The 16,800-nt window shown below is 60.4% G+C and carries 17 protein-coding genes; 6 read left to right on the top strand and 11 right to left on the bottom strand.

Going from position 1 to position 16,800, the window contains the following annotated elements; translation table 11 throughout:
- The first annotated feature begins 190 nt into the window (after positions 1 to 190).
- The gene (locus AAAX34_RS02040; RefSeq protein WP_349109819.1) at positions 191 to 685 is read left to right on the top strand and encodes a helix-turn-helix domain-containing protein; all 495 of its coding nucleotides are present in this window, start codon (positions 191 to 193) and stop codon (positions 683 to 685) included.
- A gap of 121 nt (positions 686 to 806) precedes the next feature.
- Positions 807 to 1,490, top strand: a complete 684-nt coding sequence (pyrE, locus tag AAAX34_RS02035; protein WP_215674339.1) for an orotate phosphoribosyltransferase — start codon at positions 807 to 809, stop codon at positions 1,488 to 1,490.
- A 342-nt stretch (positions 1,491 to 1,832) separates the two neighbouring features.
- Here the strand turns inward: pyrE and AAAX34_RS02030 are convergent, their stop codons facing one another.
- Positions 1,833 to 3,005, bottom strand: a complete 1,173-nt coding sequence (locus AAAX34_RS02030) for a Fic family protein (RefSeq protein WP_349109818.1) — start codon at positions 3,003 to 3,005, stop codon at positions 1,833 to 1,835.
- Positions 3,006 to 3,585: 580 nt separating this feature from the next.
- On the opposite strand from AAAX34_RS02030, the gene AAAX34_RS02025 reads away from it, so the two are divergent.
- Both AAAX34_RS02025 and AAAX34_RS02020 read left to right on the top strand, forming a co-directional pair.
- Positions 3,586 to 4,122 (top strand): PTS glucose transporter subunit IIA, encoded by a 537-nt coding sequence (locus tag AAAX34_RS02025; RefSeq protein WP_349109817.1) that lies wholly within the window; start codon positions 3,586 to 3,588, stop codon positions 4,120 to 4,122.
- A 236-nt stretch (positions 4,123 to 4,358) separates the two neighbouring features.
- On the top strand, positions 4,359 to 4,916 hold the full coding sequence (locus tag AAAX34_RS02020; protein WP_349109816.1) for a hypothetical protein: 558 nt from the start codon (positions 4,359 to 4,361) through the stop codon (positions 4,914 to 4,916).
- 506 nt (positions 4,917 to 5,422) lie between these two features.
- On the opposite strand, the gene AAAX34_RS02015 is transcribed toward AAAX34_RS02020, so the two are convergent.
- The 8 genes from AAAX34_RS02015 to trxA all read right to left on the bottom strand — a co-directional run bounded on the left by AAAX34_RS02015 (position 5,423) and on the right by trxA (position 12,709).
- Positions 5,423 to 6,091 (bottom strand): HAD-IA family hydrolase, encoded by a 669-nt coding sequence (locus AAAX34_RS02015; protein ID WP_349109815.1) that lies wholly within the window; start codon positions 6,089 to 6,091, stop codon positions 5,423 to 5,425.
- A 104-nt stretch (positions 6,092 to 6,195) separates the two neighbouring features.
- A complete protein-coding gene (gene hypE, locus AAAX34_RS02010; protein WP_349109814.1) occupies positions 6,196 to 7,230 on the bottom strand; it encodes a hydrogenase expression/formation protein HypE in 1,035 nt (344 codons plus the stop codon).
- Positions 7,231 to 7,314: 84 nt separating this feature from the next.
- A complete protein-coding gene (gene hypD / locus AAAX34_RS02005) occupies positions 7,315 to 8,427 on the bottom strand; it encodes a hydrogenase formation protein HypD (RefSeq protein WP_349109813.1) in 1,113 nt (370 codons plus the stop codon).
- On the bottom strand, positions 8,427 to 8,687 hold the full coding sequence (locus AAAX34_RS02000) for a HypC/HybG/HupF family hydrogenase formation chaperone (protein WP_349109812.1): 261 nt from the start codon (positions 8,685 to 8,687) through the stop codon (positions 8,427 to 8,429). The genes hypD and AAAX34_RS02000 overlap by 1 nt, the downstream gene beginning before the upstream one ends.
- Before the next feature lie 131 nt (positions 8,688 to 8,818).
- Positions 8,819 to 11,287 (bottom strand): carbamoyltransferase HypF, encoded by a 2,469-nt coding sequence (gene hypF, locus AAAX34_RS01995; RefSeq protein ID WP_349109811.1) that lies wholly within the window; start codon positions 11,285 to 11,287, stop codon positions 8,819 to 8,821.
- A gap of 117 nt (positions 11,288 to 11,404) precedes the next feature.
- Positions 11,405 to 11,917, bottom strand: a complete 513-nt coding sequence (gene nikR / locus AAAX34_RS01990) for a nickel-responsive transcriptional regulator NikR (protein WP_118205863.1) — start codon at positions 11,915 to 11,917, stop codon at positions 11,405 to 11,407.
- A gap of 1 nt (position 11,918) precedes the next feature.
- Positions 11,919 to 12,167 (bottom strand): hypothetical protein, encoded by a 249-nt coding sequence (locus AAAX34_RS01985; protein WP_349109810.1) that lies wholly within the window; start codon positions 12,165 to 12,167, stop codon positions 11,919 to 11,921.
- Positions 12,168 to 12,388: 221 nt separating this feature from the next.
- Positions 12,389 to 12,709: a thioredoxin gene (gene trxA / locus AAAX34_RS01980; RefSeq protein WP_349109809.1), complete on the bottom strand. Its 321-nt coding sequence runs from the start codon at positions 12,707 to 12,709 to the stop codon at positions 12,389 to 12,391.
- 136 nt (positions 12,710 to 12,845) lie between these two features.
- Between trxA and AAAX34_RS01975 the strand changes: the two genes are divergently transcribed.
- Positions 12,846 to 13,421, top strand: coding sequence for a hypothetical protein (locus AAAX34_RS01975; RefSeq protein ID WP_349109808.1), 576 nt, complete (start codon positions 12,846 to 12,848; stop codon positions 13,419 to 13,421).
- A gap of 60 nt (positions 13,422 to 13,481) precedes the next feature.
- On the opposite strand, the gene AAAX34_RS01970 is transcribed toward AAAX34_RS01975, so the two are convergent.
- Both AAAX34_RS01970 and AAAX34_RS01965 read right to left on the bottom strand, forming a co-directional pair.
- Positions 13,482 to 14,759: a GHKL domain-containing protein gene (locus AAAX34_RS01970; RefSeq protein WP_349109807.1), complete on the bottom strand. Its 1,278-nt coding sequence runs from the start codon at positions 14,757 to 14,759 to the stop codon at positions 13,482 to 13,484.
- Positions 14,759 to 15,481, bottom strand: a complete 723-nt coding sequence (locus AAAX34_RS01965) for a LytTR family DNA-binding domain-containing protein (protein ID WP_349109806.1) — start codon at positions 15,479 to 15,481, stop codon at positions 14,759 to 14,761. Before AAAX34_RS01965 ends, AAAX34_RS01970 begins: the two co-directional genes overlap by 1 nt.
- 293 nt (positions 15,482 to 15,774) lie before the next feature.
- On the opposite strand from AAAX34_RS01965, the gene nadA reads away from it, so the two are divergent.
- On the top strand, positions 15,775 to 16,800 hold the full coding sequence (nadA, locus tag AAAX34_RS01960) for a quinolinate synthase NadA (protein WP_349109805.1): 1,026 nt from the start codon (positions 15,775 to 15,777) through the stop codon (positions 16,798 to 16,800).

The following is a 16,800-nucleotide window of genomic DNA, read 5'->3' as shown; positions in this document are numbered from 1 at the left end:
CTGCAGGCGGCGGGGGCGGACAGGCCGCTCCGGTGGAACTCCCAGAGAATCCCCTCGCGCTCCTCTTTCGTATACATCGGACTCCCTCCTGGACCCAGATTGGGTCCGAGATTTTGTCCGAGGTCCCTTCTTTACCACAAAATATGCCGCCGTCTCGCTCTATGCGCGCTGGTCATATTTTTGGCCGTGCATGGGTCGCGTCGTCAACAACGTGTGCTCGATGCTCGTGACGGCGCCGGCGGTGGCGATCATCTCGAGTCAAAACGTGCTGGCTGCGGTCGGTGCGGCGCTCGTGATGTTTGTGGGCATTGCGATTACGCTGCTGGGGCAGTTGGGGCAACGAGCCGATGATGCCGTGATGCAGGATGGCCTGCCGCTTGCCACCGACGATCTTGGTGGGGATCTTGCACCCACATGCTTCGACCCCGAGCCCGTGGAGGCAGCGGAGCTCACGTCCGATGAACGCCTCGATGCTTTCGTCGCCACCTTTGGGCTTACAGAGCGCGAGCGCGATATTCTTGAGGTCTTGGTCGTTTCGGACCAGAGCGTTCAGGACATCGCCACGACGCTCTTTCTTTCGCGCTCCACGCTCTACCGCCACATTTCCTCGATCAACAAAAAGGCCGGTACCGCCTCGCGTGTGGCCCTTATCAACTTCTTCTGGTCCTGGACACCCAAGGACTAGCGTATGAGCCGCCGCCCAGTCCCTTACTCTAACGGGGGGATGTGGCCTCAAAGCACGCCCACATCGACGCCTCGCCTGCGCTAAACTGAAGAGCATGTACGCAATTACGAGAGGAGCCCGCATGGAGGCTTACAAGCAAGAGTTCATCAAGTTTATGGTTGAGTCCGACGTTCTTAAGTTCGGCAGCTTTACGCTCAAGAGCGGCCGCCAGTCCCCGTTCTTTATGAACGCCGGCGCTTACGTGACGGGCTATCAGCTCAAGAAGCTGGGCGAGTATTACGCCCAGGCCATCCACGATAACTTTGGCGATGACTTTGATGTGCTGTTTGGGCCGGCCTACAAGGGTATTCCGCTGGCCGTCGTGACCGCCATTGCCTACCACGAGCTGTACGGCAAGGAGGTCAAGTACTGCTGTGACCGCAAGGAGGCCAAGGACCACGGTGCCGATAAGGGCAACCTGCTGGGTTATGAGCCCAAGGACGGCGACCGCGTGGTCATGGTCGAGGACGTCACCACCAGCGGCAAGTCCATCGACGAAACCTACCCCAAGGTCAAGGCTGCTGCCGATGTCGAGATTAAGGGCCTGATCGTGTCCCTCAACCGCATGGAGGTCGGCAAGGGTGGCGTGACCACCGCGCAGAAGGAGATCGAGGCCAAGTACGGTTTCCCCGTCGCGAGCATCGTCTCCATGGCCGAGGTCGTCGAGACCCTCTACAACCACGAGATCGACGGCAAGGTCGTCATCGATGACGAGCTCAAGGCCGCCATCGACGCCTATTACGAGCAGTACGGAGCTCGGGAGTAGTTAGTTACGCGGGTTTACCAACCCGCGTAACGGCTCGACGCTGCGCGGGCCGCATTTGGACAATCTGACGTTCAACTTCAAGGGCGCGACCAGAAGGTCAGCGCCCTTTCGTTTCACGTCACCTTGTCTCAAATGCGACCCGCTCGCTGGCGTTGCCAAAACATCGGCATTTCTTTGGTTGTCGATGTAGTCATTGGGGACGTTCTTGTTTGACTAGTCGTTTAAGAACGTCCCCAATGACTAGTCCAAAATGAGAGCGGATAATCTCCCGTTTTTGGCTCGGTGACGGCCTCGAAGTGGGAGATTATCCACGCTCGCTTTAATTTGCCTGGGTTGCGATGCCTATCTAATCGGCTCGGCGTCTTCCCTGAGAATCGAAAGATACTCTTCATACCCGTACTGCCGGTATCTCTGTCTTGACTCGTCGAGCGGACGGAGGATACCCAATTCTTCAAATGATTTGACGAGCGAGCTCGCGGTACTCCTGCCGATATCGAGTTGGGCAGCGATGAATGCGGTGTCGACGATGGGGTGCTCTTCAAGAATGCCCAACAGCCTTTGCCCGTTTGCAGCAGTCCTTCCGAGATTTTCGGTAATGGTTGCTGTGGAACGGTTATGGAGGTCAACAAGGTTTTTTAAAGACTCTACCGAGTCCTTCGCACTTTCGAGAAGACTGTTGCAGAAAAACTCTATCCATTCCTCGTAAGTGCCTCTCTCCCTTACGGATGTGAGTTGCCGGTAGTACTCGCTTCGATTTTTCTTGAACTGGAACGATGGATAGAACAAGCAAGAATGAAGAACGCCATCATTGATGAGCATAAGTGTAATGAGAAGCCTGCCCAGGCGACCGTTTCCGTCTAGGAATGGATGGGCAGTTTCAAATTGGTAATGGACGAGCGCCGCCCGCACAATCGGATCCATTTCGACTTGAGGCTCATTGATAAAGCGTTCGAGGTCCTGGAGCGTGTTACTCAAATCTTCAATGTTTGGAGGGACAAACGATGCGGTTGCAATGGTGCAGCCTGAGGGGCCAATCCAGTTTTGTGAGGAGCGCAGCTCGTCTGGATTCTTCTCCGTTCCGCGCACTCCGTCCAGCAGGACCGCATGAACTTGCCTAAGAAGTCTCGTGCACAAGGGCATCTTTTTGAGCAGTTCTACGCCGCGGTCGACAGCACGGACGTAATTCACGACGTCTGCGACATCTTTATGATGGAGTTGTGTTTGCGATGGACTAAGTAGGTCGTCAAACGTGCACTGGGTTCCCTCAATTTGCGAAGAAAGGAGTGCTTCTTTGCGCACGTACATTGTCAGATACATGTCGGCGTTAGGAACAAAGTAGAGCATGCCTTCAAGCTCTCCAAGCTTTCGTGAGCATGCGGAAAGCGTGCGATAGGTTTCCTCGGTGAGGTTTAGCTGCCTCAATGATTGCAAGGGCGTTGGAAAAAACGAATAGTAAGCCAATTTCCCCGATAGATTATTGCGGAGCGTTCCCTGGCCGTTCTCCTCGATTTGCATCGTGCCCTCCATATCTTTAGTGCCGGAAACTCGTTATTAGGCTAATCATATCAATTCTAATAACGAGTTTAAGGGTTAAATAGTTATTAGAATTGATATAAACAATCTAATGATGAGAAGTCGTTATTACTTGACCATGGAGCTCGGCTTGGTACGGGGGGGGGGGTTATCCAAAATGAGAGCGGATAATCTCCCGTTTTTGGCTTGGTGACGGCCTCAAAGTGGGAGATTATCCACGTTCGCTAGTTAAGCGTCCAAAAATCCACACTCGCCAAACCTACCAAAAAGGGACAGGTTTATTTTGGCACGCTTCGGTCGGTGTCAGGAAGTGTTAGGGACAAGGCGGCGACAGGACTCGAGAGCGAAAAGAAGTGCCGGGTTTGGTGCGCCCGCTTCTGCCCGTCCCGTGCGCAGGCGATACTCGGCTTATCGACCCGCGATGCAAAGGAGGTGCTCGTCCCACGAGCACTACCGGGAAGGGCTCGCGATTCGAGTCCCCACCTTAGCATTTGAACCATTTGGCACTATAATTACTGTAGGCATGCGCACAACGTTGCGCTTAATCAAGAGGAGAAAACGTATGGGTCTGTTTGACATGTTCAAGAAGAAGGCTGAGCCCGCGGCTGCCGCTGCTCCGGCCTCCATCTCTGCTTCTGCTGGCGCCGACGTGCTGTGCTCGCCCGTCAAGGGCAAGGTCATCAAGATGGCCGACGTGCCCGATCCCGTCTTTGGTGGCGAGGTTCTGGGCAAGGGCTGTGCCGTGTGGCCCGAGGACGATCTGGTCTACGCCCCCTGCGACGGTAAGGTGACCGTCACCATGGGTCACGCCGTGGGTCTGCAGTCCGATAGCGGCATCGAGGTTCTGGTGCACGTTGGCGTCGATACCGTCAACATGAACGGTGACGGCTTCAAGGGTTTCGTCAAGGCCGACGACGTCGTGAAGGCCGGCCAGCCCATCCTCAAGATCGACCGCGCCAAGATTGCCGCCGCCGGTTACAAGGACTGCGTCGTCGTGGCCGTGTCCAACACCGCCGAGTTTGCCGATGTCGAACTCGCCGTCGAGGCCGACTCCGCTGTCGCCGCCGGTGACGCCATCGTTAAGGTCGTCCGCAAGTAAACTGCGGCATCCAAAGGATGTGCAAGGGTGGTCGGGTTTTCCGGCCACCTTTTTTATTGCACCGCGGGAAAGCGTTTTATTGCACGTTGGGCGGGCTTGCAAACCGTTCGGACGCTAAAACGAACCGACCGTGCCTTCGCGTTGCCGAGGGTGCTCATAAGTGGATAGTATGGGCTTACTTATTACAACGTGTGCCGCGTCCGGGAAGCGTGGTGCCGCTCATTGGGAGGAACAACATGAAAAAGAAGCTGCTGCTTGCGCCCCTCATGGCCGTCTTGGTTGCATGCGTGGTCGTGCTTTCCGGCTGTGGAGGTCCTTCGGTTGAGGAGCTCATCACCGAGGATCTTACGACGCAGTTTGACGAGGTCAAGAACGGTGGCGACGACTTCCTCTCTGGCCTGGAGGAGGCTTCGGGCGACGAGTTCGAGCAGCTGGGTATCGATCCCAAGGAGTATGCCAAGACCTATCTCGAGGGCTTTGACTACAAGATCGGCGACGTGACGGTCGACGAGGACAAGGGTGTCGCGACCGCCGAGGTCTCTATCACATGCAAGTCTATGAACAAGATCGTCGAGGACTTCTCCACCCAGTATCAGGAGAAGGTCGCCGCGCTTGATACGGCTCCTTCCGATGACGAGCTGTACAAGATGGCCGGTCAGGTTATGGTCGATGTGACCAAGGCCACCGAGCCCAGGAAGACCACGGTTATCTTCAAGTACACCTGCAACGACGACGGTGAGTGGTCTGCCGACGACTCCGTCAACTCCGAGATGATGGATGCAATGCTGAGCTAGGGGAGTTACGCGGTTCTACGAACCGCGTAACCAGTTGACGCTGCGCGCCGCCCAGGACGACAATTTGTCATTCAAAAGGCGAGGCATGACCAGAAGGTCTATGCCTCGCCTTTTTCATGCCAACTTGTTCGTCCTGGACGTCGCTCGCTGTCCATCCTCTACCTGCGTCGTTGCCATGGTGCGGTACTTGTAGTCATTGGAGACGTTCTTAAATGACCAGGCGGCAGTTGGGGACGTTCCTTTTCTGCCGGCAGTTGGGGACATTCCTTGTGCCAGCGTTGCATCGAGTGCTTGGGAAACCGCGACCCGGTTTTTGGCCGAATAGTGGGTCGCATTTTCCGGCTGGGGTGGGTTGCGGAAAGTGCGACCCGGAATATTGCTCTGAAACGGGATGCGGTTTCCCTGATGCGCCTCAAACGGAAAGCGCATCGCATTCCGGAGCTCCAAAACGGGATGCGCTTTCCGCGCGGAAGAATTGTCGCAGCTGCGTTAAGCAGTGTCGCTCGTTACTCGCCCAGCACCAGCGCCGCGAGCTCTGCCTGGGTGTCCACCACGTAGTCGGCGCCGGCGGCTTCCAGCTCTGCGCGGCCGCGGAAGCCCCAGCTGACGCCCGCACTCTTAAGGCCGGCGTTGTGGCCGGTCAGGATATCGACATTGGAATCGCCCACATAGAGCGTGGTCGACGGATCGGCGCCTAGCTCTTTCATCACATGCAGCGTAACAGGTGCCTCGGGCTTGGGAGGAAACGCATCGACGCGGCCCTGTACCAGCGCAAAGCGCTCGGAACCAAAATACTTCTCGATAAGCGGGGCCGCCGAGATGTGGTCCTTGTTGGTGAGCACGGCAAGCTGCACGCCCGCGGCACGCAGGCGGTCGAGCATCTCGATTGTGCCGGCATAGGGGGCGGTGTGGTCCTCCTTGTGCTCGCCGTAGTAAGCCCTAAACTCGGCAAGCGTCTGCTCAAACATACGGCCGTCGCCCGCATACTCGGCAGGCATAAAGCGCTCAACCAGCTTGAGCATGCCGTTTCCCACCTTGTAGCGGTACTCGTCTACGGCAAACGTGGGCCAGCCGTGCATCTCGCAGGTATGGTTGCCGGCGGCCGCCAGATCCTCGAGCGTGTTGAGGATGGTGCCGTCCAGGTCAAAGATCGCATGGGAAAAAGCTGCTGCCATGAAAGCTCCCGTCATTGGGTTTCAAAACGCACCCCATGATACTGGGCATGCGTGCCGGGCATGTTTGGAATCTGAATATCTTTAATAGCCCTGAGCCTTTGTCGTTAGCAAATCCTCGGCAGCTGCTCTCCCACGAGCATGTCGAGGATGCGGGTCGAACCCCAGCCGGTGCGCACGCGCACGGCGGGACGGGCGCCCTCGGCAAGCGGCAGCACGCGACCGATGACGGCGGCATTCTCGCCGTAGCGGGCGGCGCGCATGGCGGCCAGCGCGGCATCGGCCTGCTCGGCCGGCACGACGGCGACCATCTTGCCCTCGTTTGCCACCTGCAGCACATCGTAGCCGAGCATCTCGCAGGCTGCCTGCACGTCGGGGCGCACGGGCACAGCTTCCTCGTCGATCTCCATGGCAACGCCGCTAGCCTGCGCAAACTCATTGAGCGTCGAGGCCAGGCCACCGCGCGTGGGGTCGCGGAAGCAACGCGTGCCGGGCGCTGCGGCCAGAACGTCGGCAATCAGGTGGTTGAGCGGAGCGGCATCGCTTTCGATCGTGCTCGAAAACGCCAGGCCCTCGCGTTGACTCATGATAGCGATGCCGTGGTCGCCCAGTGTACCCGAGACCAGGATGACATCGCCGGGCTGGCAGTTTGCGCCGCTGAGCGCCACGCCCGCAGGCACCTCGCCCACGCCGGCGGTATTGATATAGACGCCGTCGGCCCCGCCGCGCTCGACCACCTTAGTGTCGCCCGTGATTATGGACACGCCCGCCTCGCGCGCCGTCTCGGCCATCGTCTGCACAATCTGGCGGAGCTTATCCATGGGATAGCCCTCTTCGAGGATAAAGCCGCACGATAGGTAGCGCACGTTGGCGCCCGAGGTCGCGACGTCGTTGACGGTTCCGCATACAGCGAGGCGGCCGATGTTGCCACCGGGGAAGAACTGCGGCGAGACTACAAAGCTGTCGGTCGACATGGCGATGCGCCCGCTCGCGGGCAGCATAGCGACGCCGGCGTCGTTGCCCTCGAGCAGCTCGGGCGACCCAAAGGCATCTAAAAAGACCTCATCGATGATGCGTTTCATCATCTGGCCGCCGGAGCCGTGACCCAGCAGGACGGTGCTATCGGTAACGCTATGGGACATATCGAAAACTCCAATCGTGGGTGGAATTATATGGGTGAGGAGCAGCGTCGACTTGTCCGCCGTTCGTTAGAACGGCGGAACCTATTAGCCTTGGTAGCGGAAATATGCTGCGCAGCTGCCCTCGGAGCTCACCATGCAGGGGCCGACGGGATGTTCGGGCGTACAAGCGTGGCCGAACAGGGGGCAGTCGCTCGGCGTAATGGCCCCGCGCAGCACGTCGCCGCAGCGGCACCCGCGCGGCTCGACCGTCGCCTCAACGGGCACGTCAAAGCGAGTGTGGGCATCAAAGCGCGAGAACTCGGGGCGGATGGAAAGGCCCGAGTTGGCAATCAGCCCCAATCCACGCCATGTGGTATCGCACGGCTCAAATACCTGCTCGACCAGCTGGCGCGCCACGGGATTGCCGTCGGCATTGACGCCACGACGGTAGGCGTTGTCGATTGCGGGCTGCCCCTCAACAACCATCTGGACCAGCATGCAGATACCCTGCAAGATGTCGACCGGCTCAAATCCCGTGACCACACCCGGGGTATCGAACTCATCGACCAAAAAGCTAAAGGGCGCCAAGCCCGTGATGGTGGCGACGTGGCCCGGCAGGATAAAGCCGTCGATGGCGGTCTCGGGATCGTTGGCGATGGCGCGCAACGCCGGCGGCGTGGTCTTGTGGGCGCAATAGACCGAGAAGTTCAAAAGCCCGCGCGCCTCGGCCTCCAAGATGGCGGCGGCGATGGTGGGCGTTGTGGTCTCAAAGCCCACGCCCATAAAAATGACCGGGCGATCGGGGTTTTGCTCGGCAATGTCGAGCGCGTCGAGTGGGGAGTAGACGATGCGAATGTCACGCCCCGCCGCCTTTTGCGCAGCGAGCGAGGTGGATGATCCGGGCACGCGCATCATGTCGCCAAAGGTGGTGATGATGGCGCCGTCTATGTTGGCGAGCGCGATTGCGTGGTCGATGTCGCGGTTGGCGGTGACGCAGACGGGGCAGCCCGGGCCGCTCAGCAGCTTGAGCCCGGCCGGCATAATGGAGCGAAAGCCATAGCGCCCGATGCTCACGGTATGCGTGCCGCAGACTTCCATAAGGTTGATGGCGCGGTCGCCGACAAGCTCATGAATGCGCTCGATGAGCTCGCGAGCCAGCTTGGAATCGCGAAATGCCGAAAAGTCGATACCGGAGCGCGCCGGCTGTCCGGCCGCCACTAGTATGCCTCAGCCGGGTTGCTGGCCAGTTGGTCTTCTTCGGCCAGTTCGGTCATGGCATTAACGAGCTCGAGCGTTTCTTGCGCTTCCTGCTCGTCGACGATCTGGATGCCAAAGCCGGCGTGTACGAGAATATAGTCGCCAACCTGCGCCGTCGGCACGAGTCGCAGCGACACGGGGCGCTCGATGCCCATCATGTCGACGGTGGCCTTGAGGTCGTCGTCGCGTCTGACTACTTTACCGGGAACGGCAAGGCACATATTGTTCCCCTTTTATACGCTTTGCGCTGGACGGGCGCTCAATAATCCATCAGTTGATGGTAGCGCTCGCGGGCGCTGCGGGCAAACGCGCTACACCTGTGAGACGGCGGCTTGCGGGCTGGCCGAACAGCCTATTGCGGTGCGACCTGCGCAAGACGAGCGCTTGCGACCGCCGCCTGACCGTAGGCGATGCAGCCGTCATTGACGGGTACGGTGTGGGGGACAAGGACAGTAAGGCCTGCGCTTTTGAGCTCGCGGGCGAGGAGCTGAAGCAGAAGTCGGTTCATGAACACGCCGCCCGAGAGCGCGACGGTGTCGATGCCCTCGTGCACGCAGATATCGCTGGCGATGCGCGCCGAGGAGCGCGCGACGGCGACATGGAAGTCGAGTGCGAGCCTGTTAGCGGGCGCTCCGGCTTCAATTCCTCCCAAAAGTGCCTCAAAGAGTGCTTTCTGGTCCAGAACATAGGGGCCGTCCAGCCACGATGGGCCAGATGCGAAATAGCCAGCGTTGTCGTCGGGAAAATGGGCGATTTCGTTGTCGAGCGCGCGCCAGGCGGCAGCCTCAAGCTCGATGGCGGGTTCGCCCTCGTAGGTTGCCTTGTCGCAGATGCCCAGAATTGCCGCCGCGGCATCAAAGAGACGCCCCATGCTGCTGGTACGCGGGCTGTTGATGCCGCGCTCGATCATGGTGGTTGTCACGCTGCGCGTTTGCTCGTCGAGGCTGTCCAAAAGCCGCGCGGCACCTGGGTGCTCGAGCAGGCCGAGCTCACTGAGCAGGGCAAAGGCGTTGCGGCGGGCGTCGCGCACGGAGGCCGCCCCGCCGGGGAGCGCCCAGGTGCGCAAATGCGCGGCGCGCTCAAAGCCGCCAAGGCTGGCAACAAGAAACTCGCCGCCCCAAATGGTCCCGTCGGTGCCGGCGCCGGTGCCGTCAAAGGCGATGCCAAGGACACGCGCGTCGGTTGTAAGCTGGCCCGCGGCGATGGCCTCGGCCATTACGCTCGCGATATGCGCATGATGGTGCTGCACCTCGACGAGCGGCAGATTGCATTTTCGCGCCTGCTCGCGCGCCCACTGGCCCGATAGATAGCTGGGGTGTACATCGCAGGCCAAGGCGGCGGGCGCCAAGTCAAAGAGATCTTCCAAGCGCGTGCGCGCGGCGTTCCAGGCATCGAAGGTCCCGCCGTTTTCAACATCGCCGACATGCTGCGACACAAAACAGGTTGCCTCGCCGTTCGTCCCTTCACGCGTGAGCGCAATCGTGGCCTTTTGTTGTGGCCCGCAGGCGAGCACGCAGGACGGAGCGCCGTCGAGCGCCGGCAGCGGCAGCGGTTGGGGTGCATATCCGCGAGCACGGCGAACGGGCATAACGGCGCCGTCGACCACGCGCACTACAGAGTCGTCGTAGCGCGAGAGGATCGCACGGTCGTTACCGAGCAACGCGTCGGCGACGTCGGCGGCAACGAGGTGTTCCCAAGCAAGATCGTCATCGGTCTCGATGGGTTCTTCGCTCAGGTTTCCGCTGGTCATGACGAGCGCGTGCATACCGTGCGACGCGGCAGCTGCAAGCAGAAGATGCTGAAGCGGGGTGTAGGGGAGCATGGCGCCGAGCTCGGGAAGGTCGTGCGCGACGGACGGCGCGAGCGCGAGGGCGTCGGGGGAGCCGCCGCTCTCGCAAACAGCATGTCGGCGCAGCAGCACAATGGGGCGAATGCTGCCGGACAGCAAGCCGCGCTCAACGTCGTTGACATGGCACAGGCGCTCAACGTCGGCAAGGTCGCGCACCATAACGGCAAGCGGTTTGTTGCTGCGGCGTTTGCGACGGCGCAGCTCGGCCACCGCCTGCTCGTTGGCAGCGTCACAGGCTAGATGGAATCCGCCCAGGCCCTTGATGGCGACGATGCCACCGCTGGCCAGCAGCTCAACGCAGCGCTCGATGATAGCGTCGCTGGCCTCGCGTGTGGTGCCGACGGCCGGTGTCGCGGACGAATTCCCGCACGCATCGCCGTTTACAGCCTCGCGCCACGTAATATGCGGCCCGCAATCAAAGCAGGCATCGGGTTGCGCGTGAAAACGCCGGTCGAGTGGGTCGGCATACTCCGCTGCACACCTGGGACACATGGGAAAACAATCCATCGACGTGGCCGCTCGGTCATAAGGCAACAATCGGATGATGGTAAAGCGTGGCCCGCAGTTAGTGCAGTTGATAAAGGGGTAGTGATAGCGTCGGTCGGCGGGATCGAACAATTCGCGCAAGCAATCGTTGCAGGTGGCGATATCAGGTGAGACGAGCGTCGTGTGCGCGGTCTGGTCCTGCGATGCTACGATGCGAAAGCCCTGTTCGTTGGCGGTATCCCAACCGTTGGCTGCCAAGTCCACAACCTCGACATGCTCTACGCGGGCTGCCGCAGGCGCATGCTCAGAAAGCGCGGCAACAAAAGCATCGAGCGCATCGACCGGAGCGTGCGCCTCGATATGCACACCGTCGCCCGCATTGAGCACCCATCCGCAAATGCCATGCGCCATGGCCTCGCGATACACAAACGGTCGCATGCCAACGCCCTGCACAATGCCCGTCACATGAATATGCACATGCCGCATGCGACACCCCTCATCAAAACCGACCAAAAAGGGACAGGTTTATTTTGGTAGGTAAAACTTCTAAACCTGCCAAAACAAACCTGTCCCTTTTTGGCAGGTGCGCTGCGGGAAACCCCGCTACAGCCCCAGGCTCTGCTTGGTGGCGGCGCAGGTGAGCTCGCCGTGCTTAACGCCGCGCAGGCCCAGTAGACGGTCGGCTAGTTCGTAGACGCGCTCGCCGCGACCCTTGAGCGCCAGAATCTCCAAGCAGTTGTGGTGATCCAGATGCACGTGCATCGTCGATACGATCTCGTCGGTGTAGTCGTGCTGCACCTCGTCCAGACGGCGCGTCAGATCGCCGGTGTGATGGTCGTAGATCATGGTGAGCGACCCGATAACGTGCTCGTCGGGCGTGCGCATCTGCTCTTTGGCGATCGAGGCGCGAATCAGGTCGCGCACGGCCTCGGAGCGGTTGGCCACGTCGCCGCGGCGCGCGATCTGTTCGTCAAAACGGCGCAGCAGGTCGTCCGGTGCGGTAACCGAAAAGCGGACCAGCTCGGAGCCGGAGCCACTACAGTGGCAGCCCGCATCACCGTCCGCCCCGTGCGGATGCTCGTGCTCGTACCCGCAGCCGTGCTCGTGTTCGGCCACTTTACACCAGCTTCACGGAGCCGACGGAGTTGTGGTCGGCCTCGATGGCCTCTTCGTAGCCCTCGAGTGCGTCGTGCGCCTCGTGGAGCGCCGCCATGGCGGCCTCGAGCTTGGTGCCGATGCGCTCCATGTCAAAATTCTCGGTCGCATGCAGCAACTGATGGCTCCACTCGTGAACGAGCTCGATGGTGTCGTCGACCTGCTTGACGCTCATGGCAAGCTGGCTCATGTTCATTCCAACATCATGCATGGGAAATCTCCTTTTGTATGGGGCAGTTCAGTGGTTCAGATTTTACTACGCCCGCTCTGCGCGCAGCTGCATAAGAAAACGGGTACGAGTCTGTGCGACCCGCACCCGTTCACTGGGGGCTGTTTGTGACTACCATACTATCCGTGGTTGCACTCGGTGCATCCAGAAGTCCGGCGAGCGGTGCAAAAGCGCTCATAGACGGCGGGTAAGTAACAAGCGTATTACAGATGCTTTTCCAGCAGCGCCTGCAGCCTCGCCTTGGGCAGAGCGCCAACCGAGCGGTCAATCTCCTCGCCGTTCTTAAACACAATCAGCGTGGGGATGCTCATGACGCCACACTTCATGGCCAGATCCTGGTTGTCGTCGACGTTGCATTTGGCAACGGCAAGCTTGCCCGCCAGCTCATCGGCAACCTCGTCAACGATGGGCGAGAGGGATCGACAGGGCCCGCACCACGGTGCCCAAAAATCGACCAGCACGGGCAGGCTGTCGTTAACGATGGAATCGAAGTTCTCGGGGGTAATCTGATTAATGTCAGCCATGGTGACCTCCATAATGCGACGCGGCTCGGCCGCGTAAAACTCAGTACGACCGTGCTTATACCCAGCCGCCCGCAAAGCAACCACTCGCGGGCGGCTCTTTTATATAATGGTGGGCACGCAAACGATTGGAGAGCGCATGCCCACGTCACAAAGCCAGAAAAAAGAAGCCATCGCCCAGGCGACCGAGCAGGAGCTCGCATCGCTCGCGGGCCGTGGCGTGCGTATCGCGGGCAACGCGTGCTCGCCGATCGTGCTGGTCAAAGGCGATTTGGACGAGGCCGAGCGTTCGGGTGGCGAGCTTGCCGCCGGCCCGGATGGCGCGGCGTTGCGCAAGGCGCTTGGGGCCATCGGCTACGCGCCCGAGGATTTTTGCGTGCTGGCAAGCGTCGCCGGCGTGGGTGACGGAGCGGTCGCGGTGGGCGAGACTCTGCCGTGCGAGCTGTTCCGCGAGGCGCTTGAGGCCTTGGACCCCGAGGCGGTGCTACTGCTCGACAACAACGCGGCTGACGCCATGCGCGAGACCTACGCCGATATGCTCGTGGCGATCGATGACTTCGACACCGCCATGCTCAAGCCCGGCCTGGTCGCTCATGTGCAGGGCCGCCGCGTGCTCGCGCTCGACGGTTTTGAGGCGTCGCTCACTGACAAAGCCGCCAAGCAGCGCATGTGGGCATACATCAAGCAGCTGACCCCGGCGGCCGCTCCGCTGTAGCGGACTGGCGCCGGTAAGGCGGCCCTGACGGGTCGAGCGCGGCGCCGGCTTATCGCGCCCCTACATCACGGCGCGAAGCTCAAACCGGTCGCCGTTGATGCGGAACTGGCAGTTGCCGTTCATGCGTTCGACGGCAAGCTTAATGCTCTTGGTTCCAAAGCCGTGTCCGGTGTGCCCGGCTACGGGCATGCCGTCGACCATGCGCGGCGCGCGGCCAAACGTGTTGGAAACTAACAGCAGCAGCTGGCCGTCCTCTAATCGCAGGTCAAAGTCGACGAATCGCTTTCCTTGGGGTGCGGCGCTTGCGGCGGTGATAGCGTTTTCCAAGGCATTTGAGAGCACGCTAAACAGGTCGGCGTCACCTACGTGGATGGTTTCGGGTACGGCGGCGCGCAGGTTGGCGGTAATGCCGTTTCTATTGATATCCGAGTTAAATGACGAAAGCGCGATGTTTACGGTCTCGTTGGCGCAGAAGCGGCGTACGGCGGTGCGATCGCCGGCTTCGCAGAGTTCATCGATGCGTTTGAGCGCCTCGTCGGTGTGGCCCTCCTCAATTAAAGCGGCCAGGCCGCGTAGGAAGTGGCGCATATCGTGGCGAAGAATCGACAGCTCGCGCCCAGATTGACGCCAAGCCTCGAGCTCTTTGATGGCGGCGCTGTCGCGGGTTTCGAGCATCCAGCGCTCTCGCTCAGCGGTTTCCTTTTCTTCGTATTCGCGCAGGTAAACGGCAAGAAACATAAGATAGAAGGCACAGAGCGCAAATGCCAAAAACTCAACCGTTACCACCGAGCCCGAGTGGAACAGCGTGGTGTAGACGTTGGTGGCATAGTCAAAGACGTAATAGACGAGCGGCAGGATTAAAAGGATGCTCAGCTCGGTGGTGCTTTTAATCGCCAAGCGCGGACCGATGTCGCCGGCCCAATGCAACAGGACGGCAAAGACGGCGAGTGTGGTCGCGATGCGCGCCAGATAGTACGCGATCTGAGAATCGGTTGCGGCAAATGCGGCGATGCCCATCCAATTGCTAAACTGGCAGCTCAGATAGGCGCTGGTGACGCCCAACGCCGCGAGCAGCGGGCTCAAGTGGTAGCGCGCGCATAGGTAGACGGTAAGCGGCAGGTGCACGACGAGCGGATAGACCTGACGGGCAAAAAGCTCTCCGCCAACGACATTGGCGATCGAAAAGGCAGCGCCGGTTGCGGCTCCGACCCCCACCAACTCGAGTGCATGGCGTCGATTGATTTCGACACCGCACAGCGCCGCCGAGGCAAAGACGCCAAAGAGCAGCGTCGTGGCGTGGTGGATTGCCCAAAGGACCATTTCGACCGAGGAGACCATCAGTGTCTCCCACCCTCAAAGCGCGCCGCAAAGTAGGCGTCTTGGAATCCCTGCTTGCAGCTGCGCGAAAGCGGGATGCACGCGCCCGAGCGCATGACGATGTCCGTGCGATCGAAGTGGTCGATGTTGCGCAAGTTGACCTGGTAGCTACGGTGGCATTTAAAGAAGGTGGCATTTTGCGCCAAACGGTCCTCGACGCTGCGGAACGACTCGAGTGCCTCGATATCGCGTCCGTCGCGCAGGTGGAAGACCACGTGCTTGTTGCGCGCCTCGGCATATTCGATGTCGGACAGGCGCAGGGCGTGGTAGCCAAAGGACGTTTTGATCACGAGCTCGTCGGTTGCCGCCGGGCGCATGCTCGAAAGCTCGTCGAGTAACTGCGCCAGGCGTTCGTAAGTCACGGGCTTGAGCAGATAGTCGAAGGCGCGGACCTCGTAGGACTCCAGTGCGAACTCGGGCGACGAGGTGAGGAACACCAGGCGCACGGCGGTATCGGCCTGGCGCAATTCGCGCGCGGTGTCCATGCCGTTGACAAGCGGCATGATCATGTCGAGCAAGATGATGTCGGCGCGCGATGCGGCATGGCGGGCCAGCAGGTCCTCGCCGCGCGTGACGAGCGCAACATCGACCGACGTGCCCGTCTCGCTCGACCAACGGTCGATCATCCGGTGCAGTCTATCTAGAAAAGCGACGTCGTCGTCGCAGGCAATAATCTTGAGCATTCTGAGCCCCCTTAGTAGTTCGATTTTGCCACATTGGGTGCGGACCGCTTGTGGGGGTGCAGACCGTTTGCGCCCCACGGCGTGCAACTCACGCCAAGCGGTATTGCGGTGGCGAAAGATGCCTCCTGCGCCATCGAGAGCTCAGCTATCCTCAGCTTGCCAGTTCGAATATGGACCTGCCACATGATTGAATCTTTATTTCAACTTTACACCTAGGTTTACAGCTGTCTTGTCAGCTGTAAACCTAGGTGTCATACTAAAGCCCCAAGATTCGCCAAAAGAGAGGGGCCTTGATGGCACAGAGCGCGAACATGGATGCATCGGAGCTTGCACGCGACATTGCGGCCGGCCTGGCATCGGCAACGACGGCAACGGAGCGCGCGGCATTGGTGCCCGCAGAGCTCGTCGAGGCCATTCAGCAACTAAAAACCCAACGTGACGCGGTGATCCTGGCGCACTATTACGTGGCGCCCGAGGTCCAAGCCGTTGCCGATTACGTCGGCGACAGCTTCTACCTGGCTAAGCTTGCCAAGAGCCTGCCGCAGCAGACCATCGTACTGTGCGGCGTGGAGTTTATGGGCGAGAGCGCCAAGCTGCTCAACCCCACCAAGACCGTGCTGCTGCCCGAGCCGGGCGCGGACTGCCCCATGGCTCACATGGTCAAGCGCGGGACGGTCGACGCCGCCCGCGCCGAGTACGGTGACGACCTTGCCGTGGTCTGCTACGTCAACTCCACGGTCGAGATCAAGAGCTGGAGCGACGTGTGCGTCACCAGCTCCAACGCCGTTAAGATCGTGTCCGAGCTGCCGCAGCAGCATATCCTGTTCATTCCCGACCAAAACCTGGGCCGCTTCGTAGCCGAGCAGGTGCCGCAAAAGCACGTCATCCTCAACAACGGCTACTGCCCGCGCCATCACATCATCACCGTCGAGCAGATCGTCGACGCGACGGAGACCCACCCCGACGCGCTCGTACTGGCGCACCCCGAGTGCAAGGCCGACGTCCTTGCCGAGGCCGACTACATCGGCTCCACCGCCGGCATCATCAAGTATGCCGAGGAGTCCGACGCGAGCGAGTTCATTATCGTGACGGTCCGCGGCGTGCTCTACGAGCTCGAGCGCCGCTGCCAGGGCACCGGCAAGAAGTTCTACTTCCCCGCGGTGCAGCCCACCTGCGTCAACATGGATCTCATCACGCTCGAAAAGCTCGTGCGCTGCCTGGAGACGGGCGAGGGCGAGGTGCAGATCGGCGTGTCGGACGAGGCTGCCGACCAGGCCAAACTCACGCTCGACCGCATGCTCGAGTACGCGGCGCGTTAG

It is taken from the genome of Collinsella sp. CLA-ER-H4 (assembly GCF_040092395.1).
Taxonomy (GTDB): domain Bacteria; phylum Actinomycetota; class Coriobacteriia; order Coriobacteriales; family Coriobacteriaceae; genus Collinsella.
The sequence above is the reverse complement of the archived record's forward strand: the minus strand, read 5'-3'. Positions and strand labels throughout refer to the sequence as shown.

Bases quoted from the DNA above. Each gene is read 5' to 3' on its own strand.
- AAAX34_RS02040 (WP_349109819.1), top strand. From the start codon at position 191: ATGGGTCGCGTCGTCAACAACGTGTGCTCGATGCTCGTGACGGCGCCG.
- pyrE (WP_215674339.1), top strand. From the start codon at position 807: ATGGAGGCTTACAAGCAAGAGTTCATCAAGTTTATGGTTGAGTCCGAC.
- AAAX34_RS02030 (WP_349109818.1), bottom strand. From the start codon at position 3,005: ATGCAAATCGAGGAGAACGGCCAGGGAACGCTCCGCAATAATCTATCG.
- AAAX34_RS02025 (WP_349109817.1), top strand. From the start codon at position 3,586: ATGGGTCTGTTTGACATGTTCAAGAAGAAGGCTGAGCCCGCGGCTGCC.
- AAAX34_RS02020 (WP_349109816.1), top strand. From the start codon at position 4,359: ATGAAAAAGAAGCTGCTGCTTGCGCCCCTCATGGCCGTCTTGGTTGCA.
- AAAX34_RS02015 (WP_349109815.1), bottom strand. From the start codon at position 6,091: ATGGCAGCAGCTTTTTCCCATGCGATCTTTGACCTGGACGGCACCATC.
- hypE (WP_349109814.1), bottom strand. From the start codon at position 7,230: ATGTCCCATAGCGTTACCGATAGCACCGTCCTGCTGGGTCACGGCTCC.
- AAAX34_RS02000 (WP_349109812.1), bottom strand. From the start codon at position 8,687: ATGTGCCTTGCCGTTCCCGGTAAAGTAGTCAGACGCGACGACGACCTC.
- hypF (WP_349109811.1), bottom strand. From the start codon at position 11,287: ATGCGGCATGTGCATATTCATGTGACGGGCATTGTGCAGGGCGTTGGC.
- AAAX34_RS01985 (WP_349109810.1), bottom strand. From the start codon at position 12,167: ATGCATGATGTTGGAATGAACATGAGCCAGCTTGCCATGAGCGTCAAG.
- trxA (WP_349109809.1), bottom strand. From the start codon at position 12,709: ATGGCTGACATTAATCAGATTACCCCCGAGAACTTCGATTCCATCGTT.
- AAAX34_RS01975 (WP_349109808.1), top strand. From the start codon at position 12,846: ATGCCCACGTCACAAAGCCAGAAAAAAGAAGCCATCGCCCAGGCGACC.
- AAAX34_RS01970 (WP_349109807.1), bottom strand. From the start codon at position 14,759: ATGGTCTCCTCGGTCGAAATGGTCCTTTGGGCAATCCACCACGCCACG.
- AAAX34_RS01965 (WP_349109806.1), bottom strand. From the start codon at position 15,481: ATGCTCAAGATTATTGCCTGCGACGACGACGTCGCTTTTCTAGATAGA.
- nadA (WP_349109805.1), top strand. From the start codon at position 15,775: ATGGCACAGAGCGCGAACATGGATGCATCGGAGCTTGCACGCGACATT.